The following is a 24788-nucleotide window of genomic DNA, read 5'->3' as shown; positions in this document are numbered from 1 at the left end:
CTCAGTACGCGAACGACAGAACGTCGTCGTCGTTGCCGGTGATCGTGGGCTTCTTGTTGGACTCGGCGAGTTCGGGCATCGCCGAGGCGACCCCTCCTCTGGTGTATTTGATGATGAGTTTGAGTTCGACGACCATCAGCCCGCCGTAGACGAGGGTGAGGCTGATGAGGGAGAACAGCAGCATCGCCGGGGTCAGCTGCGGTGAGAGCGCAGCCTGGGTGAACATGTAGACGCCGTCGAGCTGTGCGGGGTTGGGGGCGACGACGAAGGGCTGGCGGCCCATCTCGGTGAAGATCCACCCGGCCGAGTTCGCGATGAACGGTGCGGTGATCGCCAGCAGCGCACCGCGCATCATCCAGGGCGAGGCCGGCACCGTGCCCTTGCGCGTCAGCCACAGGGCCAGCGCGCAGACTCCGACGGCGACGAAGCCGAAGCCGATCATCGCGCGGAAGCCCCAGTAGGTGACGATCATGATGGGCTGGTAGTTGATCGGCTCACCGGCGTGCTCGCCGTAGCGCGGGTCGTCGGGCAGGTTCGTTCCGTACCGCTCCTGGTACTCCGGCAGCAGGGTGTTGACGCCGTGGACCGGGGTGGTGAAGTCGCCGTTGGCGAGGAACGAGAGCAGGCCGGGGACCTCGAGCACGGACTGGACGTCGGAGCAGTTGTTCGACTGCAGGTCGCCGACGGTGAGCACGGAGAACTCCGTGCCGTCGTGGCAGGCGCCCTCGGCCGAGGCCATCTTCATCGGCTGCTGCTCGAACATCAGCTTCGCTTGGATGTCACCGGTGATCGAGACGCCGGCGAAGGCGATGATGCCGGAGATCGCGCCGATGCGCAGGCATTTGATCCACACGCGGTAGTCGATCGCGTCGCGACCGGGCACATCGGGGGCGCTGCCGACGATGACTTTCCCGTCCTTGCCGACGGTGTCGATGCCGTCCTTGCGGCGCCGGTAGAGGTGGTACCACGAGATGCCGACGAGGAAGCTGCCGCCGACGGCGACGGCGCCGAAGAGCGTGTGGGTGTAGGCGGCGATGGCCGTGTTGTTGCCGAGCACCGCCCAGACGTCGGTCATCACCGGCCGGCCGTCGACGAGTTCGACGCCGACGGGGTGCTGCATCCACGAGTTCGCGACGATGATGAAGAACGCGGAGATCCACGAGCCGATGACCGCACACCACAGCACGGTGAGGTGGACGGGCCGGCTGAGCCTGCCCCAGCCGAAGATCCACAGGCCGAGGAATGTCGATTCGAGGAAGAACGCGATGAGCGCCTCCATCGCCAGCGGTGCGCCGAAGACGTCGCCGACGAAGCGGGAGTACTCGCTCCATGCCATGCCGAACTGGAATTCCTGGACGAGACCGGTGGCCACGCCCATGATGAAGTTGATGAGGTAGAGCTTGCCGAAGAACTTCGTGGCCCGCAGGTAGACCTCGTTGTCGGTGCGGTGGTACATCGTCTGGAGGATCGCGACGAGCATGCCGAGCCCGAGCGTGAGGGGAACCATCCAGAAGTGATAGACGGTGGTGATGCCGAACTGCCAGCGTCCGATGAGCACCGGATCCAGTTCCATGGGCTTCTCCGTTCTAGTCGTCGAGGGGAAACTTTCTACAACACGTAGAATTCTACGCCTGGTAGAACTCTGAAAGCCACTGTCTCACATTCCAGCCCGGACCATCCCGGCATCCGTGTCCGCGCTGGTCAGCACCCGCAGACCGGAGAATAGGCGGGGCTGACGCAGAGGCGCGTCTCACATGGAATTCGACACCATGTAGAGGTAGAATGGAGGCTCCAGCCGGACCAGCGCCGCAGGCGGCGCGGTCACTACCGAGGACAAGGACATCGTGGGAACTCTGGGCGAACTCGAACGCAGCGTCATGGACGCCATCTGGGCGCACGACGACGGCCTCAGCGCCGCTGAGCTGCGTGACGCCCTCGCCGACCGCGATCTCGCCCTCACCACGGTCCACACCGTGCTCACGCGTCTGGAGAAGAAGGGCTTCGTCACCCGCGATCGGAGCATCCGCCCGCATCGCTACCTCGCGGTCTCGACCCGTGAGGACCACGTCGCCGAGCTGATGACCGAGGTGCTCTCGCAGGCCCCGGATCGTCAGGCCGTCCTCGCCCGCTTCCTCGGCACCGTGTCGGAAGCCGACGAGAAGACGCTGCGCAGCCTTCTGGGGCGCAACCACTCGACGCGCTCCTGACGGCGGGCCGAGTACCACCATGAGCATCGTCGGGTGTCTCCTGGGAGTGTTGGCGTTCCTCCTCGCCTGGCCGGTTCCCGCGCTGCTGCGCCGCTTCCGCAGCGACCCGATCTCCGAAGTCATCCTCTGGCAGGCCGTCGGACTCTCGGGTGGACTCTCGCTCATCGGCGCGGCCTTGGCCTTCGCCGTCGACCCCGGGGCACCGAATCTTCCCATCGGACTGTGGGATCTCATCCGCGGCGAATCGCACGCACAGCTGTCCGTCCTCGCGTGGGTCTTCCTCGTCATCGCGCTGGTGCTCATCGGGCGCCTCCTCGGCTGCCTCGCGCTGACGTTCTACTCAGCGCGGAGAACTCGACTTCGCCATGCCGAGATCTTACACCTGCTCAGCGAGCCGTCGCAGAATTATCCCGACACCCGCATCATCTCCTCGGACGAGCCCGTCGCCTACTGCCTGCCCGAGGGGCCGCGCAAGGGCACGGCGGTGCTGTCGACAGGCCTCCTTGAGGTTCTCAGCGAGGCCGAGCGCACTGCGGTCATCGCGCATGAGAAGGCGCATCTCGACTTCCGCCACGACATCCTCGTCATCCCGTTCGCGGCGTGGCATCGGGCGCTGCCGTTCTTCTCGGCCACGGCGATCGGACTCAACTCCGTCAATCGCCTCATCGAGTTCATGGCCGACGACCAGGCGCGTCAGACCGTCGACCCGGCGGTGCTCGCGCGCGCCGTCGCTGCGGCCGCGGCGATCAGTCCCGAGCATCGGGAGGGTCTGAGCGCCGAGCGCATCGCCCGCCTGTCCCAGCCGCGCCATCCCGCGCGCACGATGGTGCGCCTGTGCGCCTGCCTCGTCGCCGCGGGCCTGCTCCTCATCCCGACGGTGCTCCTCTTCGTGCCCGTCGCTCCCCTGCACTGATCCGCGCCCGCCGCGCTGAGCTCCGTGCCGGGCACCGCGTCGCGCTGAGCACCGCTTCGCGCGCGGTGACAGCACGGGCACTCCCCCGCACCGAGGCGGTCCTCCGGCGCGGGTCGATCCTCAGCTGTCGATGCGCTCGGCGTCGAGCACGGCGGCACCGGAGACGATGAACTCCTTGCGCGGGCCCACCGAGGAGCCCATGAGGAGTTCGAAGGTGCGCTCCGCCGCCTCGGCGTCGGCCATCGTCACCCGCCGCAGGGTGCGGTCGGCGGGATCCATCGTCGTCTCCGCGAGCTGATCGGCGTCCATCTCTCCGAGGCCCTTGTAGCGCTGGATCGGCTCCTTGTACGTCTTCTTCGACTTGTCGAGCTTCTTCAGCAGCGCGTGGAGTTCGGCCTCGGAGTACGTGTAGACGATCTCGTTCGGGGTGCCGCGCTTCGTCACGACCTCGACGCGGTGGAGCGGGGGCACGGCGGCGAAGACCCGGCCCTCCTCGACGAGCGGCTTCATGTAGCGGAAGAAGAGCGTGAGCAGCAGCGTGCGGATGTGCGCGCCGTCGACGTCGGCGTCGGTCATGATGATGACCTTGCCGTAGCGGGCCGCCTCGAGGTCGAAGCTGCGGCCGGAGCCGGCCCCGATGACCTGGATGAGAGCGGCGCATTCGACGTTGGCGAGCATGTCCGCCAACGAGGCCTTCTGGACGTTGAGGATCTTGCCGCGGATCGGGAAGAGCGCCTGGTGGTCGGAGTTGCGCGCCGACTTCGCCGTGCCCATCGCCGAATCGCCCTCGACGATGAAGAGCTCGGTGTTCGCGACCCCGCTGTCACGGCAGTCGTAGAGCTTCGCCGGCAGCGAGGAGGCCTCGAGCGCGGTCTTGCGGCGCTGGTTCTCCTTGTGGGTGCGCGCCGAGATCCGCGACTTCAGCTCCGCGACGACCTTCTCCATGAGGACCGCTGCCTGCTGCTTCTCCGCGCGCTTCGTCGAGGAGAGGATGCCGCCGAGCTGGGCTTCGACGGTCTTCGCGACGATCTGGCGGACCGCGGCGGTGCCGAGGACCTCCTTCGTCTGCCCCTCGAACTGCGGTTCGGCGAGCTGGACGGTGACGACGGCGGTGAGACCGGCGAGCACATCGTCCTTCTCGAGGCGGTCCTTGCCGAGCTTGAGCTTGCGGGAGTTCGCCTCCACGGCCTTGCGCATCGCCTTGAGCGTCGCCTGTTCGAAACCGGCGAGGTGGGTGCCGCCGTGCGGGGTGGCGACGACGTTGACGAAGCTCTTGATCTTCGTGTCGTAGCCGGTGCCCCAGCGCAGGGCGACGTCGACGCCGACCTCGCGTTCGACCTCCTTCGACACGAGATGTCCCGAGGAGTCGAGGACCGGCACGGTCTCCTTGAACGATCCCGTGCTCTGCATCCGCCACGTGTCGGTGATCGGCGGGTCGATCGAGAGGTGGTCGACGAACTCGGTGATGCCGCCGTCGAAGCGGAAGTCCTCGACGCGCTCGGCGATGACGGCGCCGGTCTCGTCACGGGCGACGCCGCGGCGGTCGACGATGGTGAGTTCGAGGCCGGGGACGAGGAACGCCGTCTGGCGGGCGCGTTCGACGAGGTGCTGGTAGTCGAATTGGGCGCTGCCGAGGAAGATCTGCGGGTCGGCCCAGTAGTGGACCTTCGTGCCGGTGACTCCCCGCTTGGCCTTGCCGACGATCTCGAGGCCGGTGGCCTCGTGGAACTCCTCGAACGGGTTGTCCGGGCTCGGCGCCTTCCCTTTGTCGTCGAAGCGACCGGGCACCCCGCGCCGGAAGGACATCTGGTGGATCTTCGAGCCGCGGGTGACCTCGACGTCGAGGCGCGAGGACAGCGCGTTGACGACGGAGGCGCCGACCCCGTGGAGTCCGCCGGAGGCGGCATACGACGAGCCGCCGAACTTGCCGCCGGCGTGGAGCTTCGTCATGACGACCTCCACGCCGGTCAGACCGGTCTTCGGTTCGATGTCGACGGGGATGCCGCGACCGTGGTCGGTCACGGCCACGGAGCCGTCGGCCTCGAGTTCGATGAGGATCGAGGAGCCGAACCCGCCGAGCGCCTCGTCGACGGCGTTGTCGATGATCTCCCACAGACAGTGCATGAGCCCGCGCGAGTCGGTCGTTCCGATGTACATGCCCGGACGCTTGCGCACCGCCTCGAGCCCTGAGAGCACGGACAGATGCCGTGCGCCGTAGCTTTCCTCTTCCACACTCTTCCTCTCGTTCGATTGAATTCTAATCGCCGTGGTCCCCCGTGCCCGGGTGCGGGGTCGCCGTGTCGGGCAGGTTTGCTGGAACAATGGCCCCATGACCCGCCCTCGTCTCCCTGTGCGCGCCGCAGCCCTGCCCGCAGCCGCCGTGCTCGGCGCCGTGCTGCTCGGCTCCTGCGCCGCCCCCGACCCCGCGCCGAGCCAGCGGTCGACGACAGTCGCCGCCGAGCCGCTGCCGTCGGGGTCGTCCGGAAGTGCATCGACCACCTCGGCGCGGGTCGTCGATGAGGACCTCACGGGAACGACGATCGCCATCGACCCCGGTCACAACGGCGGCAACGCGAAGGATCCCGCCGCGATCGCGAGCCCCGTGCCCGACGGACGGGGCGGAGAGAAGGCGTGCAACACGACGGGCACCGCGACCGACTCCGACTACTCCGAAGCGGAGTTCGCGTGGGAGGTCAGCGGGCTGCTCGCCGCTGATCTCGAGGCCGCCGGCGCCGAGGTGGTCCTCAGTCGCGACGACAACGACGGAGTCGGGCCGTGCGTCGACGAGCGCGGCACGTTCGCCGCCGACGCCGATGCGCTGGTGAGCATCCACGCCAACGGCAGCGAGTCGACGTCGGCGAAGGGCTTCCACGTCATCGTCGCCGATCCCGGGACGACACCGGAGCTCGAGACCGCGTCGACGGAGCTCGCCGAGGCGATCAGTGCGGCGCTGGCCGGGCCGTTCACGCCGAACCCCGCGTACGGGAAGGAGGCGATCAGTCCGCGACCGGATCTGGCGGGACTCAACAACGCCTCGGTGCCGGCCGTCATCGTCGAATGCGGGGAGATGCGCAATCCCGAGGAGGCGAAGGCGATGGAATCCGCGGACGGTCGGAAGGAGTACGCCGAGGCGATCGCCCGCGGGGTCGCCGACTGGCTGGGCTGAGCCCTCCCGCACGGATCGCAGCGACGCCGGGTCCGCGGTCGGATGACCACGGGCCCGGCGTCGTCGGTGAGGCGTCTCAGTCGAGGTAGTCGCGCAGCACCTGCGAGCGCGAGGGGTGGCGCAGCTTCGCCATCGTCTTCGACTCGATCTGGCGGATCCGCTCACGGGTGACGCCGTAGACCTTGCCGATCTCGTCGAGGGTCTTCGGCTGTCCGTCGTTGAGCCCGAAGCGCATCGAGACGACGCCGGCTTCGCGCTCGGACAGGGTGTCGAGCACCGAGTGCAGCTGCTCCTGGAGCAGGGTGAAGCTCACCGAGTCCGAGGGCACGACCGCTTCGGAGTCCTCGATGAGGTCGCCGAACTCGGAGTCGCCGTCCTCGCCGAGCGGGGTGTGCAGGGAGATCGGCTCACGGCCGTACTTCTGCACCTCGACGACGCGTTCGGGCGTCATGTCGAGTTCCTTCGCGAGCTCTTCGGGGCTCGGCTCCCGGCCGAGGTCCTGGAGCATCTGGCGCTGGACGCGGGCGAGCTTGTTGATGACCTCGACCATGTGGACGGGGATGCGGATCGTGCGCGCCTGGTCGGCCATGGCGCGAGTGATGGCCTGACGGATCCACCACGTCGCGTAGGTCGAGAACTTGAAGCCCTTCGTGTAGTCGAACTTCTCGACGGCGCGGATGAGGCCGAGGTTGCCCTCCTGGATGAGATCGAGGAAGAGCATGCCGCGACCCGTGTAGCGCTTGGCGAGCGAGACGACGAGGCGGAGGTTCGCCTCGAGGAGGTGGTTCTTCGCGATCCGCCCGTCGTGGATGATCCACTTGTAGTCCATCGTCAGCCGCGGGTCGGTCACCTCGCCCTCGTCGAGGAGGTGCTCGGCGTACATGCCGGCTTCGATGCGCTTGGCGAGGTCGACCTCCTCGGCGGCGTTGAGGAGCGCCACCTTGCCGATCTGCTTGAGGTAGTCCTTGACCGGGTCGGCCGTGGCACCGGCGGAGACGACCTGCTGGGCGGGAGCGTCATCCTCGTCGGCGTCGGAGACGATGAAGCCGCCGGCCTCGGTGACCGCGGCGTTCTTCTCCTTCTCCTCGGAGTTCTTCGTCTCGGTCGCCTCGGAGGGGCTGAGCTCGGTGGCGAGCGCGTCCGCGGTCGGTTCGACGTCCTCGGTCGAGTCGACGTCGGAGTCGGACTTCTTCTTCGTGCTCGCCGGTGCGTCGTCGGCCTCGGCGGACTTCTTCGTCGTCTTCTTCGCAGCGGTCTTCTTCGCCGCCGTGGTCGTCTTCGCGGCTGCGGTGGTCTTCTTCGCAGCGGTCTTCTTCGCGGGAGTCTTCTTCTCGGTGGTCTCCGAGGTCTCCTGGGTCTCCGCGGACTCGGCCGTCTCCGCCGACTTGCTCTTCGCCGCGGTGGTCTTCTTCGCCGTCGTCTTCTTCGCGGCAGTCGCGGTCTTCGCGGCCGTCGTCTTCTTCGCCGCGGTCGTCTTGGCACGCGAGGTCGACGACGTCTTCGTCTTCGTTCCCTTCGCCGCTGTGGTCGTCGATCCACCCGACGAAGTGGCCTCCGACTCCTCAGTCACTGTTTTCCTGTCGACTGTCGGCACGTGTTCACCTTTCGCGAGCGCTGATACTTCCCAGTTGCACCAGGACATTACTAAGACCCTTGTCAAGGGGGCGCAAGGGTCGTGTGCCCAAGGGCGAGCGCACAGCTCTCCCAATATGCAATGACAGGGTCAACGCACAAGTCTGGCACGTTATTCCCCGCTTGGCGAATCGGCGGGAAGCCGCGTCCACGCACCGAAACGCCCTGTCCGGACACGGTCAACACCGGCACCGTCGCAGAGATTCCCGCCGTCCCCCGTCCACCTCGGCGCGCCTCCCCCGGACGTCCTCGGGACTCCCCGCCGCACGCCCACCTCGGCGTCGTAAAAACTACCCCCAGCCGCACACGCACCGTTCCATTCGCCGAGAGGCACCCGCAACTGCACTCCCTACGCCAGCACGGGTAGGACGAGAAGCTGCGGGTAGTGGTCGACCCAGCAGCCACCTCGGCGCGCATGAACAACTCGCAGCCACCTCGGCGCCGTAGAAACTACCCGCAGTCGCACAAGCACCGCTCCGCTCGCCGAGAGGCACCCGCAGCCGCACTCCCTACGCCAGCACGGGTAGGACGAGACGCTGCGGGTAGTGGTCGACCCAGCTCCCACCTCGGCGCGCACACACCACCTGCACGCGACCGTCGGCTCAGAACGGCGCCCGCGTCATCAGCCACCGTGGCAGGTAGCCGTGGCCGACGGCGGAGACGAGCAGCTCGGCGAGCGAATTGCGCTCATCGACGGCGAGCGCGGCGAGTCCGTACTGCTCGGCCATCGTCGAGCCGCCCAGCGACCATTCGAACCAGGCGATGACCGCGTACGCCGTCGACAGAGTCCGCGGGCTGCTCCACGGCACATAGCTTCTGAGGAAGGCGATCGCGAGCAGGACGTCGTACGGCGTGGGCGCGCGGTCGGAGAGTCCGATCATCTGGTCGGCCGCTGCCCGCGACTTCCCCGCCCGGCGCGCCCACTGCACGAGCTCACCGGGTTGGGCCCGGCACACCCGACGCGGCAGGAAATCGGGATGGTCGAAGCCGAGGATCATCTCGAGTGCGTCACGCGACCACTTCTCGGCAAGGATCCGGTCGAGGGCGCGGACCACCCGCGGTGTCATCAGCGCGGTGAGTTCCTCGCGATCGAAGGCCTCCGTGCGTCCGCGCTGGGCGAGGAGACCAGGGTAGACCTCGCCGAGGATGTCGAACGCCTGCGTCATCGTCGTCGGTTCGCTCGGCTCATCGGTGAAGAACGCCGCTCTCTCCGCCGCGTCGGCCGGCAGGACGATGAGGTCGCTCGGACCCTCCGCGGGCGCCGACCCCGTCGAGACGAGTTCAGTGGCGCACGCCGAAGACTGCGCTGCGGCGAGATCGGTGCCGGGATCATCGCGGTCGTCGATGCGGCCGAAGCGACCGTCGGAGACCCACCACGCGCTCAGGGTGTCGATGCCGGCGCGGCCGAGGGCGCGAGCCATCTCGTCGGTGGCGGCCCGGATGAGGCTGCGGCGCATCTCCGAATACTCGGCATCGCCCCGGGTGACGAGGTCATCGGGGCCGACGAAGACGTACTCCTCGTCGGGCGCGTACTCGTCGTCGTAGAGGACGAGGAACACCCCCGAGGGCCGGCAGGCGCGGCACACGAGCTCGCACAGCCACTCCCCTCCCTCCGCCGCTGTCGCCGCCGCCCGCTCGAGGTCGAAGTCGACCCGCAGGGTCGTCGCGCACGACTGCGCCCCGTGCCCGTCGGTGACGACGAGGATCGCGACGAGACTGTGCGCGGGCGTGTAGCCCAGGGTGTGGGGAACGATTCCGATGATGTCCTCTGCGGTCTTCGCTGGCGTGTCCATGCCGCCAGTCGACTCCACCTCGGCCCCCGCGCGCCAGACCTCGCGCAGCCCCTGTGGACGGGACCAATCCGTCCACAGGACGATGGCGCGCAAGTCACGTGCGCTCTCCCCACGCATCCGCGCACGAATTGCCCTGAGATGAGAACTGACATAGAAGTGAGTGGTGGCGAAGAGACGGATATTCACAGCACCCAGCGCGCAAGTCGTCGAGATCTCGACGGGCACCGCCCGGCTGGAGAAGGTCGCCGGGGAACCCGACAGCTACGTGCTCCATGTCAACGACGTGCCCTCGTCGTCGATCACCCTGAGCGACCCCGCCCGCCTCGACTTCGAATACCTCGACTGGATGGCGCGGATCATCGAGGCGACTCTGCCGGAAGGCACCGTGCGCGCCATCCACATCGGCGCCGCCGGCTGTGCGCTGGCGAGGGCGCTCGACGCCCGCCGGCCCGGATCGCGGCAGACGGCGATCGACATCGACCCGCTGCTCATCGACTACGTGCGCACGTGGTTCGACCTCCCCCGCTCCCCGGCCCTGGCGCTGCGAGCCGGGGACGGCGCCGAGGAGATCGCCGGCTTCCGCGACGACACCGCCGACGTCATCGTCCGGGATGCCTTCTCCCGCGACTCCGTGCCCACCGCACTCCAGACGACCGAGTTCTACGCCGAGTGCGCCCGCGTGCTCAAACCCGGCGGGCTGTTCCTCGCCAACGTCCCCGATTCCGGCGACCACCGGGTGCTGCGCGACGAGCTCGACGCCGCCGCCTCGGCGTTCCCGCACCTCGCCGCGGCCTCGGAGTCCGGTGTGCTCAAGGGACGCCGGCGCGGCAACGTCGTCGTCGCCGGCTCGGCGCAGCCGCTGCCCGACGCCGCCCTCGATCGGGTTCTGCGCACGGCACCGACGATGGCTGCCTGGCTGACCGGGGAGACGCTTGCGGCCCGGCTCGGCCGCTGACCGCACCTCGACGGACCGACACCCTGCCAGACCGGCGACCTGACTGACCGACGACCTGCCAGACCGATTCCCCGGAGCGTCGGACACCCTGGTGGGCCACGCCCGTGGCGTGTCGGAGCGTGTCGGCTGGTGACGCGCGCGACCGGTTCGATCGGCACCGTCCGTGTGACGGGCCCGACTACTCCCGTCCGGGAAAGTTCGGCATAATTGATTGCCGACCCAAGAAGGTGAGATGACCGAGACTTCAGAAATCGCCGTCGAACAGGCCAAGCTCGACGAACTCTATGCCCGACTCGACGAACTGCGGGACGAGACCAGTGCCCGACTGGGAACCGTCAGGATCTCCGAGGTCGGCGGCAACCATCAGCACCGCAGCGAACGCGACGCCTTCGCGACCCTCTACGAGGATCAGCTCATCCGCCTCAACAGCGCCGAGGAGGGGCTGTGCTTCGGTCGACTCGACTTCAAGGACGACGTCGAACCGAGCTACATCGGCCGCATCGGACTCACCGATGCCGACCGCAAGCAGATCCTCATCGACTGGCGCGCCCCCGCCTCGGAGCCCTTCTACCAGTCGACCGCGGCGAACCCCGAGGGCGTCGTCCGCCGGCGCCACCTCGTGACGAAGAACCGGAAGGTCACCGATGTCGAGGACGATGTGCTCGACCTCGACGCCCTCGATGACACCCAGCGCTCGGCCCTGCAGGGCGAGGGGGCGCTCATCGCGGCGCTGACGAGCCACCGCACCGGTCGGATGGGCGACATCGTCGCCACGATCCAGGCCGAACAGGACGCGATCATCCGGCAGCCGCTGCAGGGCGTCCTCGTCGTCCAGGGCGGACCCGGCACCGGCAAGACCGCGGTCGCCCTCCACCGCGCAGCGTACCTTCTCTACCGGCATCGGGAGCGGATCGCGAAGTCCGGCGTCCTCCTCGTCGGCCCCTCCCCCGTGTTCCTCAAGTACATCGAGAAGGTGCTTCCCAGCCTCGGCGAGACCGGTGCCCTCCTGCTCACGCCCGGCCAGCTCTACCCGGGCCTCGACACGGAGATCTCCGATGATCCGCGGGTCGCCGAGATCAAGGGCCGGTCGGTCATGGCGACGGTGCTCGCCAACCACATCGCGAACTACGAGCGCGTGCCCGAGGTGGACGAACGGCTGCGCGTCGGCGCCCACACGGTGCTCCTGCGTCGCAAGGACGTGCGCTCGGCGCGGGATCGGGCGCGGCGCAGCGGAGACGCCCACAATGCCGCGCGCACCGGGTTCGTCGCCGGACTGCTCAAAACGCTCGCCGAGGATCTCGCCGGGCAGATGGGCCTCGACGGCGCCGGTGAGCGTCTGCCCGAACTCCTCGACGAACTGCGTTCGAGCGTCGACGTCCGGCGCGCCCTCAACCTCGCGTGGTTCCCCATCAGCCCCGCCGATGCGCTGCGCGCCCTCCTGTCGAAGCCGCACAAGCTCCACGCCGCGGCGGATCGCGTGCTCCCTGCCGCCGAGCAGGAGCTGCTCATCCGTCCCGCGAACGCGCCGCTGACGATCGAGGATGCGCCGCTACTCGACGAACTCGCCGAACTGCTCGGGTCAACGCCCCAGCAGACCGCCGCCCGTGACGAATCGGCCAGGGAGTACGCCGAGGCGGTCGTCGACATGACCGAGACCTCGGCGATCGTCAGCGCTGAGACGCTCGCGGCCCGGTGGGAGGAGGCGGGACCGGCGACGACGCTGGCCGAGCGTGCGATCGAGGACCGCGAATGGACGTACGGCCACCTCGTCGTCGACGAGGCGCAGGAGCTCTCCCCCATGCAGTGGCGAGTGCTCTTCCGGCGGGTGCCCTCGAAGTCGGCGACGCTCGTCGGCGACCTCGCGCAGTCCTCGCACGGCGACAGCGCCCGGACGTGGGAGTCGATCCTCTCGGAGTTCGTCGGCGACCGGTTCTCCCTCGAGGTGCTCACGGTCTCCTACCGCACGCCGCAGGCCGTCATGGACCTGGCGAACCGCTACCTCCACCGGCATTTCCCGCAGCTCGAGCTCGTCGAGTCGGTGCGGCAGGGCGGTCCCCCACCGACGCTTGAGGTCTTCGCCGATTCCGCGGCGGTCATCGCCGCGCTGCCGGCCGCCGCGGCGGCTGAGGTCGACGCGGTCGCCGGCGGCAAGATCGCCGTGATCGCCCCGGAGGAGCTCATCGATTCCGTCGCCGAGGCGCTCACGGGCTTCGACATCGGACGCTCGGTGCTCGGTCTCGACCATCAGATCGCCGTCATCACGCCGCAGCAGGCGAAGGGACTCGAGTTCGACTCCGTCCTCATCGTCGAACCCGGGCTCATCGCCCCGATCGGCGGGGATGACGGGGTCGGAGCGCTCTATGTTGCGCTCACCCGCACGACGGATCGCCTCGGCGTCCTCGCCTCGGCTCCCACGGAGCTCTCGGACCTCGGCATCGGCTGACCTGCTCGTTCAACAGTTGGCATGAATATGCGGTCTTCGAAGACGACATATTCACGCCAACTGTTGAATGAGAGACGGTCGAGTCCGCGAACCGGTGGATTTTACGCGAACTGTTGACTGACACCGCAGGCGAAGGTGGCTTCGGGAGCGGGCCTCCGGTGCGCCGTGCACAAGTCGCCGTGCACGGTCGCCATGAGCGGCTGGGGAGAACGGAGTCCGGACGCGCCTGCACGGACCCGACGAGGCGAGCGTTCGGCGACTGTCCCCGGGAACGTCGAAGGCCGCTTGACGGTTCGGCTTCCCCTCCGAACCGCAAGCGGCCGCGCACCGAAGCGCGCACTCATAATGGTACACAACTATTGCCGTGATCGACGACTTTCGGACAAGTTTTCGCGAGAAGATTTCCGCAACCTCGGCTGACCCGAGGACGAAGGCTGCTCGCCCACCAGTGGACACGGAATCCGGGCCTCGCCAGGGGCCGACATCTGCAGATCCCGACGACCTCGTCAGGCCAGGACGTCCAGAGATCCCACCGGCCTCAGACCTCGCTGGCCCTCGGCCCCACCGGCCTCAGGCCTCGAAGTCCTCGGGCGTCGCCTCGCGGGAGTCCCCGGAGCGCAGCGCGGCATCGGCGCGCAGCGAGTCGATCGCGGCCTCGAAGTCCTCGAGCGAATCGAAGCCCTGGTAGACGCTCGCGAAGCGCAGGTAGGCGACCTGATCGAGTTCGCGCAGCGGCTCGAGGATCGACAGGCCCACCTCGTCGGCGTCGATCTCGGCGATGCCCTTCGACCGGATGTCCTCTTCGACCTTCTGCGCGAGCTTCGCGAGATCGTCGTCGCCGACGGGTCGGCCCTGGCAGGCCTTGCGGACTCCGGACATGATCTTCTGACGGGAGAACTCCTCGGTCACTCCCGAGCGCTTGATGACGGAGAGGCTCGTCGCCTCCATCGTCGTGAAGCGGCGCCCGCAGTGGCGGCACTGCCGCCGGCGGCGGATCGCCGCCCCGTCCTCGCTCGTTCTCGAATCGACGACCCGTGAATCGGACTCACGGCAGAATGGGCAGCGCATGTCACTCCTCGAAGCGGATGCTCACGGCACGTCCGTGTGCGGGAAGCTGTTCGACCGTCGCGAGGGCGACGATGTGCTCGGCGACGTCGCCGAGTGCGGGCCGACCGTAGTCGATGACCTGGCTGACCTTGAGGAACGAGTGCACGCCGAGTCCCGATCCGTGGGCGGCGGTGCCCATCGTCGGCAGCACGTGGTTCGAGCCGGCCGCGTAGTCGCCGAGGGCCACGGGTGCATAGGGTCCGACGAAGACGGCTCCCCCGTTGACGATGCGCTCGGCCACCGCGGCGTCGTCGGCGGTGTGGATCTCGACGTGTTCACCGGCATACGCGTTGACCACGGTGACGGCGGCGTCGAGGTCGTCGACGAGGACGAGGGCCGACTGCTCACCGGCCAGTGCGGTGCGGATGCGCTCGACGTGGGCGGCTTCGGGCACCTGGCGGTCGAGTTCGGCGGCCACAGCCTCGAGCAGCTCGGGTGAGTCCGTGACGAGCACCGAGGCGGCGAGTTCGTCGTGTTCGGCCTGGCTGATGAGGTCGGCGGCGACGAACGCCGGGTTCGCCGTGGCATCGGCGAGGATGATGATCTCCGTGGGACCGGCGACCGCGTCGATGCCGACGTGCGAGCGCACGAGCGACTTCGCGGCGGCGACATAGGCGTTGCCGGGTCCGGTGATGAGGTCGACCGGCTCGCACACCTCGGCGTCGTCGAAGCCGTACGCCAGGGCTCCGATGGCCTGGGCGCCGCCCATCGCCCACACCTCGTCGACGCCGAGGATGTGCGCGGTGGCGAGGACGACCGGATGGGGCAGCCCCGACTCCTGCGGGGGGCTCGCGATCGCCAGCGACTGGGCACCCGCGACCTGCGCGGGCACGACGTTCATGATCACCGTCGACGGGTAGACCGCGAGTCCGCCGGGCACGTAGAGCCCGACGCGCTCGATCGGCAGGCTCCGGGTCGTCACGACGGCGCCGGGGGCGAGTTCGGTGACGACGTCGGCGGGACGCTGATCCTCGGCGACCTTGCGGGTGCGGGCGATCGTCTCGACGAGCGCGGCCCGCACCTGCGGATCGAGCTCGGCGGCGGCCCGGGCGAGCTCGGCGGCGGGCACGCGCAGAGTGTCGGGACGGACCCCGTCGAACCGCTCCGTGAGGTCCTTCACCGTCGTCGACCCTCCGCGGGCCACCTCGCCGAGGAGGTCGGAGACCCGGCGTTCGACGTCGGCATGCGTGGCTGCCGCCCGCGGCAGCCGCTGCCGGAGGAATCGTCTGCTCAGGGTCTCATCGCGGAAGTCGAGAATGTTCACCAGACCATTCTAGTCCCGGCGCACGTGTCCCCCGGACCCGCCTCAGGCGCTCAGGCAGCGCGACCCGAGGAGGGCCTTGAGATCGCCGTAGAGGCTCGGGTTGGGGTCGACGCGGATCGAGCGGTCGAGCCGCATCACGGTGTGCTTGCCGGGCTGGGTGAGCACGAGATGGACGTCGGTCTGGCCCTTGTTCGCCTCGAGGATGCGACGCAGCTTCTCCGCCATCTCCTCGGTGGCCTTCTCCATCGGCATGATGAGGTTGAGCGGACGATCCCCCGGGTCGGTGATGTCGGGAATCGTCATCGACATCGCCATGAGCGAGGTCGGCCGGTCGTCGGACTGGCGGATCCGCCCGGTCAGGGAGATGACGAGGTCGGTTGCGAGCAGGCTCGCCACGGGTTCGTACGTGTCGCCGAAGAACATGACCTCGACCTCGGCGTCGAGGTCCTCGAGCGTGACGATCGCGTACGGCTTGCCCGAGTTCTTCGACACCTTGCGGGTGACCTGCGTGATCATCCCGCAGACCTTGATCTGCGAACCGTCGGGGCGATGCGATTCGGGGTCGACCACCTCGGCGATCGAGGCATCCGACTCCGCGGCGAGCACCCCTTCGAGCCCGTTGAGGGGATGGTCGGAGACGTAGAGGCCGATCATGTCGCGTTCGAACGCGAGCTTCTCCTTCTTCTCCCATTCGGGGCGATCGGGGATCGCCACGGAGAAGCTCGGGCCGTCGTCGCCGCCGTCGAGGCCGGCGAAGAGATCGAACTCGCCGATCGCCTCCTTGCGCTTGACGCCGATGACGGAGTCGACGGCCTCTTCGTGGATCTCGACGAGGGAGCGGCGGGTGTGTCCGAGGGAGTCGAAGCCGCCCGCCTTGATGAGCGATTCGATCGTGCGCTTGTTGCACACGTGGCTCGGCACCTTGTCGAGGAAGTCCGTGAACGAGGTGTACGCGCCCTTCTCCTCGCGGGCCGCGACGATCCCGTCGACGACGTTGGCCCCGACGTTGCGCACCGCACCCATGCCGAAGCGGATGTCCTCCCCGACCGGGGTGAAGTGGAGCGCGGAGTCGTTGACGTCGGGCGGCAGCACGGTGATGCCGAGCCGGCGGCACTCGTTGAGGTAGATCGCGAGCTTGTCCTTGTTGTCGCCCACCGAGGTGAGCAGGGCGGCCATGTACTCGGCCGTGTAGTGGGCCTTGAGGTAGGCCGTCCAGTAGGAGACGACGCCGTACGCCGCCGAGTGCGCCTTGTTGAAGGCGTAGTCGGAGAACGGCAGGAGGATGTCCCACAGCGCCTGCGCTGCGGCCTCGGAGTAGCCGCGCTCCTTCATGCCGCCGAAGAAGCCGACCTGCTGCTTGTCGAGCTCGGACTTCTTCTTCTTGCCCATCGCGCGACGGAGGATGTCGGCCTGACCGAGCGAGTACCCGGCGACCTTCTGCGCGATCGCCATCACCTGCTCCTGGTAGATGATGAGACCGAAGGTCGTGTCGAGGATCTCCCTGAGCGGCTCGGCGAGCTCCGGGTGGATCGGCGTGACCTCCTGGAGGCCGTTCTTGCGCAGCGCGTAGTTCGTGTGCGAGTCCGCGCCCATCGGGCCGGGACGGTAGAGGGCCAGGGTCGCCGAGATGTCCTCGAAGTTGTCCGGCTTCATCATCCGCAGGAGGGCGCGCAGGCCGCCGCCGTCGAGCTGGAACACGCCGAGGGTGTCACCGCGGGTGAGCAGCTCGTACGCGCCGCGGTCGTCGAGTTCGAGGTGTTCGAGGTCGAGTTCGAAGTCCCGGTTGGCCCGGATGTTCTCGACCGCGTCGGAGATGATCGTCAGGTTGCGCAGCCCGAGGAAGTCCATCTTGATGAGCCCGAGGCCCTCGGACGTCGGATAGTCGAACTGGGTGATGACCTGCCCGTCCTGGAACCGGCGCATGATCGGGATGACGTCGATGATCGGGTCCGAGGACATGATGACGCCGGCGGCATGGACGCCCCACTGCCGCTTCAGGCCCTCGAGGCCCTTCGCGGTTTCGAAGGTCTCGCGAGCGTCGGCTTCGGAGTCGACGAGCGCCCGGAACTCTCCGGCCTCCTTGAACCGCTTCGCGTCCGGGTTCTCGATGTCGGCGAGCGGGATGTCCTTGGCCATCTCCGCCGGCGGCAGCGCCTTCGTCAGCCGCTCGCCGAGGGAGAACGGCTTGCCGAGCACGCGGGCGGAGTCCTTGAGCGCCTGCTTCGTCTTGATCGTGCCGTAGGTGACGATCATCGCCACGCGCTCGTCACCGTATTTGCGGGTGACGTATTCGATGACCTCGCCGCGGCGGCGATCATCGAAGTCGACGTCGAAGTCGGGCATCGAGACGCGGTCGGGGTTGAGGAAGCGCTCGAAGTAGAGGCCGTGCTGAAGCGGGTCGAGGTCGGTGATGCGCATCGCGTACGCGACCATCGACCCGGCGCCGGAGCCGCGGCCGGGTCCGACGCGGATGCCGTTGTCCTTCGACCAGTTGATGAAGTCGGCGACGACGAGGAAGTAGCCGGGGAAGCCCATCGAGATGATGATGTCGAGCTCGTAGTCCGCCTGCTTGCGGACGTCGTCGGGGATCCCGTTCGGGTACCGGTACTCGAGCCCCTTCTGCACCTCTTTGACCAGCCACGACGTCTCGTCCTCCCCGGCCGGGGTGGGGAACTTCGGCATGTAGTTCGCCGAGGTGTCGAAGGAGACCTCGCACATCTCCGCGATCGCGAGCGTGTTGTCGCACGCCTCGGGCATCTCCTTGAAGAGCTCCCGCATCTCCGCCGGCGTCTTGAGGTAGTAGCCGGATCCGGAGAAGGCGAAGCGCGAGCCGCCCTGATCGTAGGTCGGCTCGATGAGCTTCGACCCCGACTGGATCGCGAGCAGGGCCTCATGGGCCTTCGCATCGGATTCGTGGGTGTAGTGGAGGTCGTTCGTGGCGACGAGCGGGATGTCCATCTCCTTGGCCAGCCGCAGCAGGTCCTGCGTCACCCGCCTCTCGATCGAGAGACCGTGATCCATGAGCTCGCAGAAGTAGTTCTCGGCCCCGAAGATCTCCCGATATTTCCCGGCCGCGGCCTTCGCCTCCTCGTACTGGCCCAGTCGCAGCCGGGTCTGGATCTCCCCGGACGGGCAGCCGGTCGTGGCGATGAGTCCCTCGGAGTAGGTCTCGAGGAGGTCCTGGTCGAGGCGCGGCCACTTCGCCGTCACCGAATCGAGAGAGGCCACCGAGGAGGCCTTGAAGAGGTTGCGCATGCCCGTGTTGTTCTTCGACAGCAGGGTCATGTGCGTGTAGAGGCCGCCGCCGGAGAGGTCATCGCTCTTCTGCGACTCCTCGGTCCGCCACTTCACGCGGGTCTTGTCGTCGCGGGCGGTGCCGGGGGTGACGTAGGCCTCGACGCCGATGATCGGCTTGATGTCGGCCTTCGTCGCCTGCGACCAGAAGTCGAAGGCACCGAAGAGGTACCCGTGGTCGGTCGTCGCGATCGCCGACATGCCCGACGCCTTCGTCGCGGCCATGAGGTCGCCGAGGCGGGCCGCCCCGTCGAGCATGGAGTATTCGGTGTGGACGTGAAGATGGACGAAATCGTCGTTCGGCACGCTCTGCCTTCCCTTGCGGATCCCTTGCCAATGACCTGCGATGCCCACTCAGCTTAGACCATGGGCTCAGCCCTCCCGGATCCGGTCGAGGGCCTGCTGGAGGTCGTCGGGATACTCGCTTTCGAACTCGACCCACTCCCCCGTCTCCGGGTGGTGGAAACCGAGTCGCAGCGCGTGCAGCCACTGTCGGGTCAGCCCCAGCTCCTTCGCGAGGACGGGGTCCGCGCCATAGGGCAGGTCCCCGGCGCACGGGCGTCCCAGGGCAGAGAAGTGCACGCGGATCTGGTGGGTGCGGCCGGTCTCGAGGTGGATCTCGAGGAGGGCGGCGCGGCGGTGCGCTTCGATGACCTCGTAGTGGGTGATCGCGTGCTTGCCCTCGCTGTGGACGGCGTAGAGGCCGTCGTGGCGGGGATGACGGGCGATGGGGGCGTCGATCGTGCCGACGACGGGGTCGGGCAGGCCCTGGACGAGGGCGTGGTAGGTCTTCTCGACCGTGCGCTCCTTGAACGCCCGCTTGAGCACGCTGTAGGCGTATTCGCTCTTCGCGACGACCATGAGCCCCGAGGTGCCGACGTCGAGACGCTGGACGATGCCCTGCCGCTCGGGCGCCCCCGAGGTCGCGATCCGGTAGCCGGCCGCGGCGAGACCGCCGACGACGGTCGGTCCGGTCCAGCCGATGGCCGGGTGCGCGGCGACCCCGACGGGCTTGTCGACGACGACGAACGAATCGTCGTCGTAGACGATGCGCATGCCGGGCACGGGGTCGGCGACGACCTCGAGCGGACGTTTGGGTTCGGGCAGCATGACGTCGATGCGGGCACCGGCGACGACACGATCGGATTTGCCGACGACGCGGCCGTCGAGCTGGACTCCCCCGTCGGCGCAGATGTCCGCGGCGGCGGTGCGGGAGAGGCCGAGCAGCTTCGACAGCGCCGCATCGACGCGCTGGCCCTCGAGCCCCTCGGGAACGAGGATCGAGCGTTCAGTCATGGGAATCCTCCTTCTCCGCGGTGGCGGCCACTCGGTGCGAACCGTCGAGTTCGATGCCGCGCAGGCTGGCGATGATGAGCGTCACCGCGGCGGCGGAGATCGCGACGTCGGCGAAGTTGCAGATGAAGAGCGAGAGGTCGATGAAGTCGACGACGGCACCGTTGGGGAACCCCGGCTGCCGGAAGAGCCGATCGACGAGGTTGCCGAAGAGGCCGCCGAGCAGCAGGCCGAGTCCGATCGCCCACCCCCGCGAGCCGAGCTTGCGGGAGAGGACGAGGATCGCGATGAAGACGGCGACGGCGATGAGCGGGAAGACCCACGTCATGTTCGCGCCGAGGCCGAGGGCGGCCCCGGGGTTGCGGTAGAAGGCGAATCCGGCGAGGTCCCCGATGACGGGGATCGAGGGCCGGCCTTCGAGGAAGGCGATCGCGAGCTGCTTCGACAGCTGGTCGAACGCGAGGATCGCTGCGGCGATGCCGAACAGTGTCCAGAGCAGCTTCGGTCGACGCCGTACCGGGTCTTCATTCATTCGGATCATTCTAGCCGACCGCGACTGCGGCGATTCCCATTCCACGCGCAAGAACGGCGCACGATCAGGGCGTCAACCGCACGTGGCCGTGCCCTCGGCAAGTAGCGTGACCGGGCGCGTGACCGGGGGCGTCGGCGACGGCCTCCGGGCCGCCGACGACGACGGGGCCGGAGGACTCGAATGAGTCCTCCGGCCCCGTGGGACGCGGCGCGTCAGATCAGAGCTTGTTGCTCGAGGATCCGAACGAGTTGCCGTCGAGGGTCTCGGGGGCGAGGCTCGTCGAGTTCTCGAGGTCGCGGAGCTGATCGTTGAGGTAGCTCTTCAGGCGCGTGCGGTACTGGCGCTCGAAGTTCGAGAGCTGGTCGATCGAGCGCTCGAGCTGCGACTTCTGCGTCTCGAGGCTCGACAGGGTCTCGTCGCGCTTGGCCTCGGCCTTGCCGACGATGTCCTGAGCTTCCTTCTCGGCACCCTTGATGAGCTCGGCGCGCTTGCGCTCGCCTTCGGCGACATGCTCGTCGTGGACGCGCTGGGCCAGCGCGATGAGTCCGTGCGAGTCGTTCTCGCCGGCCGAAGCCGCGGCAGCGCCGGCTCCGGCAGCGGGAACGGCAGCCGAGACGGCAGGCGCCGAGTCGTTCTGCTTCGGAGCGGGAGCCGCTTCCTTGACGACGGGAGCCTTGGGCTCCTCGGCGGCAGGGGCGGACGGGGCAGCGGGGGCCTGCTCGGCCTTCGGTGCAGGAGCGTCCTTCGAGGTGTCCGGCGCCGGCACGGCGGCGGGCATCGCCTGGGTGGCGTCGATGTCCTGGGCGGGGGCGGCCTTCGCGGCGCCACCGGATTCGAGCTCCTTGACCCGCTGTTCGGCAGCGGAGAGCTTCTGACGCAGTTCGTCGTTCTCCTGGTAGAGGCGTCGAAGTTCGACGACGACCTCGTCGAGGAAGTCATCGACCTCATCCTGGTCGTATCCGTCGCGGAACTTCACATGCTGGAACCGCTTGTTTACTACGTCTTCAGGCGTGAGCGCCATGAGGTCACCTTTGGTCGATCTGCATTCATTTCACTGCCGTCCGCACGGGACGGCTTCAACGTCACAATAGCGTAACACCAGAGCATTTGTCGTGCAGAAATGCTCCGCCACGCCGGGTCGAAGCGGAAATTCCGCGAGGCGTCCTCGCAGATCACGTCGCTGACCGACGGAGCGGCTGACCGTGACGGCCGGCCCCGGGAGTCTCAGACGGAGCTCTGCGAGAGGCTGAAGAGGACCGAGGCGAGGATCTGGATGCCGATGAGGAGGACGATGAAACCGAGATCGAGCGAGATCTGGCCCAGGCGCAGCGGCGGAATGACCTTCCGCAGGAGCTTGAGCGGCGGATCGGTGAGCGTGTAGACGATCTCGGCGAGCACGAGGAAGAAGCCCTTGGGCCTCCACTCGCGGGAGAACACCTGGACGAGGTCGAGCACGACCCGAGCCAGGAGCACGTACACATAGAGGCTGAGCGCCGTGCCGAGGATGTAGAAGATGATGGCCACGTGGGATCCTCGCGTCTTTCGTCGTTGCTGATCTGACTGCAGGCCCCAGCCTATACGCTCCAGCTGAGGAACCGCTCAGACCAGATCGTGCGAACGCTCGTCAGCTCTGGTTGAAGAAGCTCGCCTGCGAGTCTCCGTCGGCTTCGCTCTCACCGCTGACTTCGATGTTCTCCGGCGTGAGGAGGAACACCTTGTTCGTCACGCGCTCGATCGATCCGTGGAGTCCGAAGATCAGACCCGCGGAGAAGTCGACGAGGCGCTTCGAGTTGTTCTCGTCCATCTCGGAGAGGTTCATGATCACGGGCGTGCCGTCGCGGAACGCGGCGCCGATGACCATGGCGTCGTTGTAGCTGCGGGGATGGATGGTCTTGATGCGATTCATGGAGCTCCCTGGCGCCGGAGTGTCGACTGGACGAATCGGAGTCGGGTGAATGGGGGTCACCTGTGCCGGCGGCCGCTCCTCCCGGGCGACGGGCTCCTGCTCGGGCTCGTCGAAGGTCTCGATGACCTCGCGTCCGCGACGCTCCTCACGACGGTCGTCGCGGGTCTGGCGCTCGACGGTCTCGTCGTCCTCTTCGACGAATCCCAGGTACTCGAGTGTTTTCTTGATTGCTGACATTCTCAACGCTCCTCGGCCTTCAGCGGTTCCACATCTGCGGCAAAACTATCGCACCGGAGAGCACGCGTCCCGGTGCCCCGCCGGTGTGTCGCCGGGAAATCTCCCCGACTTCCGGCTCACTGGAGCCAGATGACTCCCGCGAACCGACCGGTGCGCTGCTGCCGACGGTAGGAGTAGAGGTCCTCGGATTCCTTCGTGCACGTCCGGGAGAAGTGGTCGATGACGACTCCCTCCCGGCGCAGCTGCTCGGCGACCGCGCCGGCGACGTCGAGGGCGGGAGTCCCCGACACCGACACCGAGGCGGCCACGGGTTCGACGGCGGCCACCGCGTCGCGCAGCTCGGCGGGGACCTCGTAACAGCGCGGGCAGACCGAGGGCCCGATGATCGCATGGATGGTCTCGGCCCCGAGGGCGCGCATCCGCGCGAGCGTCTCCGGGACGACACCGGCGGCCATGCCGGGGCGCCCGGCGTGGACAGCTCCGATGACCCCTGCGTCGGTGTCGGCGAGGAGCACAGGTGTGCAGTCGGCGACCATGATGACGAGCCCGATCCCCGGCTGGGCGGTGACCTGGGCGTCCGCCTCGGCGCCGGCGCGGGCGTCGGCGAGCTCGGCGACCTCGTGGACGGCGGTGCCGTGGACCTGGGAGACGAAGCTCAGGCGCTCGGCGCTGAGGCCGAGCACCTGGGCGAGCGCCGACCGGTTGGCGGCGACGAGCTCCTCGCCGTCACCGACGTGCCGGGCGAGGTTGAAGGAGGAGAAGTCCCCGCTCGAATATCCGCCGTGCCGGTCGGTGAAGGCGACGTGAGCCGTCTGCCGACCGGGCACGACGAACCTCGAGTGCAGCATGGCTTACTTGAGGAAGTCGGGGATGTCGAGGTCGTTGTCGAGGCTCGAGGTGCTCCGCTCGTTCGGCAGCGACGTGGGGATCTGGTGCTCCTCACGACGCGGCTCGGGAGCGGCGGCGGGCTCGGGCTCGGTGACCTCGACGCTCTCGGATTCCGATTCGATGACCGGCGAGGACGACGCGGCACCGCCGGAGACGGCACCGACCCCGGCGGGCACGGCCTCGACGACGTTGCCGTCCTGGCCGGGCACGGTGTTGTCGAAGCCGGCGGCGATGACGGTGACACGGCACTCGTCGCCGATGTTGTCGTCGATGACGGCGCCGAAGATGATGTTCGCCTCGGGGTGAGCGGCCTCCTGGACGAGGCGCGCAGCCTCGTTGACCTCGAAGAGGCCGAGGTCGGCGCCGCCCTGGATGCAGAAGAGCACACCGTGGGCGCCGTCGATGCTCGCTTCGAGCAGCGGCGAGGCGATCGCGGACTCCGCGGCCTGCACGGCGCGGTCGTCGCCGGTCGCGGCGCCGATGCCCATGAGCGCGGTGCCCGCGTCCTGCATGACGGACTTGACGTCGGCGAAGTCGAGGTTGATCAGACCCGGCACGGAGATGAGGTCCGTAATGCCCTGGACACCGGAGCGCAGGACCTCGTCGGCGGAGCGGAAGGCCTCGACGACGGAGACGCTGCGGTCGGAGATCGAGAGCAGGCGGTCGTTGGGGATGACGATGAGGGTGTCGACCTCTTCGCGCAGCGCGGCGATGCCGGCTTCGGCCTGCGCCGAGCGGCGGCGGCCCTCGAACGTGAAGGGGCGGGTGACGACGCCGATCGTCAGGGCGCCGAGCGAACGGGCGACCCGGGCGACGACGGGTGCCGCACCGGTACCGGTGCCGCCGCCCTCACCGGCGGTGACGAAGACCATGTCCGCGCCCTCGAGGGCGTCGCGGATCGCGTCCTCACTCGATTCGGCGGCCTTGCGGCCGATCTCCGGATCCGCGCCGGCGCCGAGCCCGCGGGTCTGGTCGCGGCCGATCTCGAGCTTGACGTCGGCATCGGAGAGGACGAGGGCCTGCGCATCGGTGTTGATCGCGATGAATTCCACGCCCCGCAGGCCGACGTCGATCATCCTCTGGACAGCGTTGACACCGCCGCCGCCTGTGCCGGCGACTTTGATATCCGCTCCGGATTGTGGGAATTCAGCCAAGTCG

Annotated in this window: 19 protein-coding genes; 5 read left to right on the top strand and 14 right to left on the bottom strand. The window is 68.1% G+C overall.

The features are described 5' to 3' along the window. Position 1: 1 nt before the first annotated feature. Positions 2–1567, bottom strand: coding sequence for a cytochrome ubiquinol oxidase subunit I (locus tag J9315_RS07335; RefSeq protein WP_198500989.1), 1566 nt, complete (start codon positions 1565–1567; stop codon positions 2–4). Between the two features lie 277 nt (positions 1568–1844). Between J9315_RS07335 and J9315_RS07330 the strand changes: the two genes are divergently transcribed. Both J9315_RS07330 and J9315_RS07325 read left to right on the top strand, forming a co-directional pair. Then, the gene (locus tag J9315_RS07330; protein WP_198498984.1) at positions 1845–2207 is read left to right on the top strand and encodes a BlaI/MecI/CopY family transcriptional regulator; all 363 of its coding nucleotides are present in this window, start codon (positions 1845–1847) and stop codon (positions 2205–2207) included. Between the two features lie 19 nt (positions 2208–2226). Further along, positions 2227–3120, top strand: a complete 894-nt coding sequence (locus tag J9315_RS07325) for a M56 family metallopeptidase (RefSeq protein ID WP_211979147.1) — start codon at positions 2227–2229, stop codon at positions 3118–3120. A 120-nt stretch (positions 3121–3240) separates the two neighbouring features. Here J9315_RS07325 and J9315_RS07320 read toward each other — a convergent pair whose 3' ends face one another. Further along, the gene (locus J9315_RS07320) at positions 3241–5352 is read right to left on the bottom strand and encodes a DNA topoisomerase IV subunit B (protein ID WP_211979146.1); all 2112 of its coding nucleotides are present in this window, start codon (positions 5350–5352) and stop codon (positions 3241–3243) included. A 97-nt stretch (positions 5353–5449) separates the two neighbouring features. Here J9315_RS07320 and J9315_RS07315 point away from each other — a divergent pair, with 97 nt between their 5' ends. Further along, positions 5450–6286 carry an N-acetylmuramoyl-L-alanine amidase gene (locus J9315_RS07315; RefSeq protein WP_211979145.1) on the top strand — a complete coding sequence of 279 codons (837 nt, stop codon included), beginning with the start codon at positions 5450–5452 and terminating at the stop codon, positions 6284–6286. A gap of 76 nt (positions 6287–6362) precedes the next feature. Here the strand turns inward: J9315_RS07315 and J9315_RS07310 are convergent, their stop codons facing one another. Together J9315_RS07310 and J9315_RS07305 are read right to left on the bottom strand one after the other, a co-directional pair. After that, positions 6363–7928: an RNA polymerase sigma factor gene (locus tag J9315_RS07310; RefSeq protein WP_211979144.1), complete on the bottom strand. Its 1566-nt coding sequence runs from the start codon at positions 7926–7928 to the stop codon at positions 6363–6365. A gap of 592 nt (positions 7929–8520) precedes the next feature. After that, on the bottom strand, positions 8521–9711 hold the full coding sequence (locus J9315_RS07305) for a DUF4192 family protein (RefSeq protein WP_211979143.1): 1191 nt from the start codon (positions 9709–9711) through the stop codon (positions 8521–8523). A 163-nt stretch (positions 9712–9874) separates the two neighbouring features. Here J9315_RS07305 and J9315_RS07300 point away from each other — a divergent pair, with 163 nt between their 5' ends. Continuing rightward, positions 9875–10666 carry a fused MFS/spermidine synthase gene (locus tag J9315_RS07300; protein ID WP_211979142.1) on the top strand — a complete coding sequence of 264 codons (792 nt, stop codon included), beginning with the start codon at positions 9875–9877 and terminating at the stop codon, positions 10664–10666. Positions 10667–10898: 232 nt separating this feature from the next. Then, positions 10899–13109 carry a UvrD-helicase domain-containing protein gene (locus J9315_RS07295; protein WP_211979141.1) on the top strand — a complete coding sequence of 737 codons (2211 nt, stop codon included), beginning with the start codon at positions 10899–10901 and terminating at the stop codon, positions 13107–13109. Positions 13110–13679: 570 nt separating this feature from the next. On the opposite strand, the gene nrdR is transcribed toward J9315_RS07295, so the two are convergent. From nrdR to ftsZ, 10 genes are all read right to left on the bottom strand, one after another. Next, the gene (nrdR, locus tag J9315_RS07290; protein ID WP_137826380.1) at positions 13680–14177 is read right to left on the bottom strand and encodes a transcriptional regulator NrdR; all 498 of its coding nucleotides are present in this window, start codon (positions 14175–14177) and stop codon (positions 13680–13682) included. A gap of 1 nt (position 14178) precedes the next feature. Continuing rightward, a complete protein-coding gene (gene hisD, locus J9315_RS07285; RefSeq protein WP_211979140.1) occupies positions 14179–15480 on the bottom strand; it encodes a histidinol dehydrogenase in 1302 nt (433 codons plus the stop codon). A 42-nt stretch (positions 15481–15522) separates the two neighbouring features. After that, the gene (gene dnaE / locus J9315_RS07280) at positions 15523–19080 is read right to left on the bottom strand and encodes a DNA polymerase III subunit alpha (protein ID WP_198498993.1); all 3558 of its coding nucleotides are present in this window, start codon (positions 19078–19080) and stop codon (positions 15523–15525) included. A 66-nt stretch (positions 19081–19146) separates the two neighbouring features. Continuing rightward, positions 19147–20070: an RluA family pseudouridine synthase gene (locus J9315_RS07275; RefSeq protein WP_198498994.1), complete on the bottom strand. Its 924-nt coding sequence runs from the start codon at positions 20068–20070 to the stop codon at positions 19147–19149. Beyond that, entirely contained in the window at positions 20063–20599 is a 537-nt protein-coding gene (locus tag J9315_RS07270) for a signal peptidase II (RefSeq protein WP_211979139.1), read from the bottom strand. Before J9315_RS07270 ends, J9315_RS07275 begins: the two co-directional genes overlap by 8 nt. A gap of 217 nt (positions 20600–20816) precedes the next feature. Further along, positions 20817–21620, bottom strand: coding sequence for a DivIVA domain-containing protein (locus J9315_RS07265; RefSeq protein WP_198498996.1), 804 nt, complete (start codon positions 21618–21620; stop codon positions 20817–20819). 203 nt (positions 21621–21823) lie between these two features. Then, a complete protein-coding gene (locus tag J9315_RS07260) occupies positions 21824–22123 on the bottom strand; it encodes a YggT family protein (protein WP_137826374.1) in 300 nt (99 codons plus the stop codon). A 100-nt stretch (positions 22124–22223) separates the two neighbouring features. Continuing rightward, on the bottom strand, positions 22224–22742 hold the full coding sequence (gene sepF / locus J9315_RS07255) for a cell division protein SepF (protein WP_137826373.1): 519 nt from the start codon (positions 22740–22742) through the stop codon (positions 22224–22226). A gap of 116 nt (positions 22743–22858) precedes the next feature. Then, positions 22859–23590, bottom strand: a complete 732-nt coding sequence (gene pgeF / locus J9315_RS07250; protein WP_211979138.1) for a peptidoglycan editing factor PgeF — start codon at positions 23588–23590, stop codon at positions 22859–22861. A gap of 3 nt (positions 23591–23593) precedes the next feature. Further along, on the bottom strand, positions 23594–24784 hold the full coding sequence (ftsZ, locus tag J9315_RS07245; protein ID WP_198498999.1) for a cell division protein FtsZ: 1191 nt from the start codon (positions 24782–24784) through the stop codon (positions 23594–23596). Between the last annotated feature and the right edge of the window lie 4 nt (positions 24785–24788).

This window comes from Brevibacterium sp. W7.2, from assembly GCF_018137945.1.
GTDB lineage: Bacteria > Actinomycetota > Actinomycetes > Actinomycetales > Brevibacteriaceae > Brevibacterium > Brevibacterium sanguinis.
The sequence above is the reverse complement of the archived record's forward strand: the minus strand, read 5'-3'. Positions and strand labels throughout refer to the sequence as shown.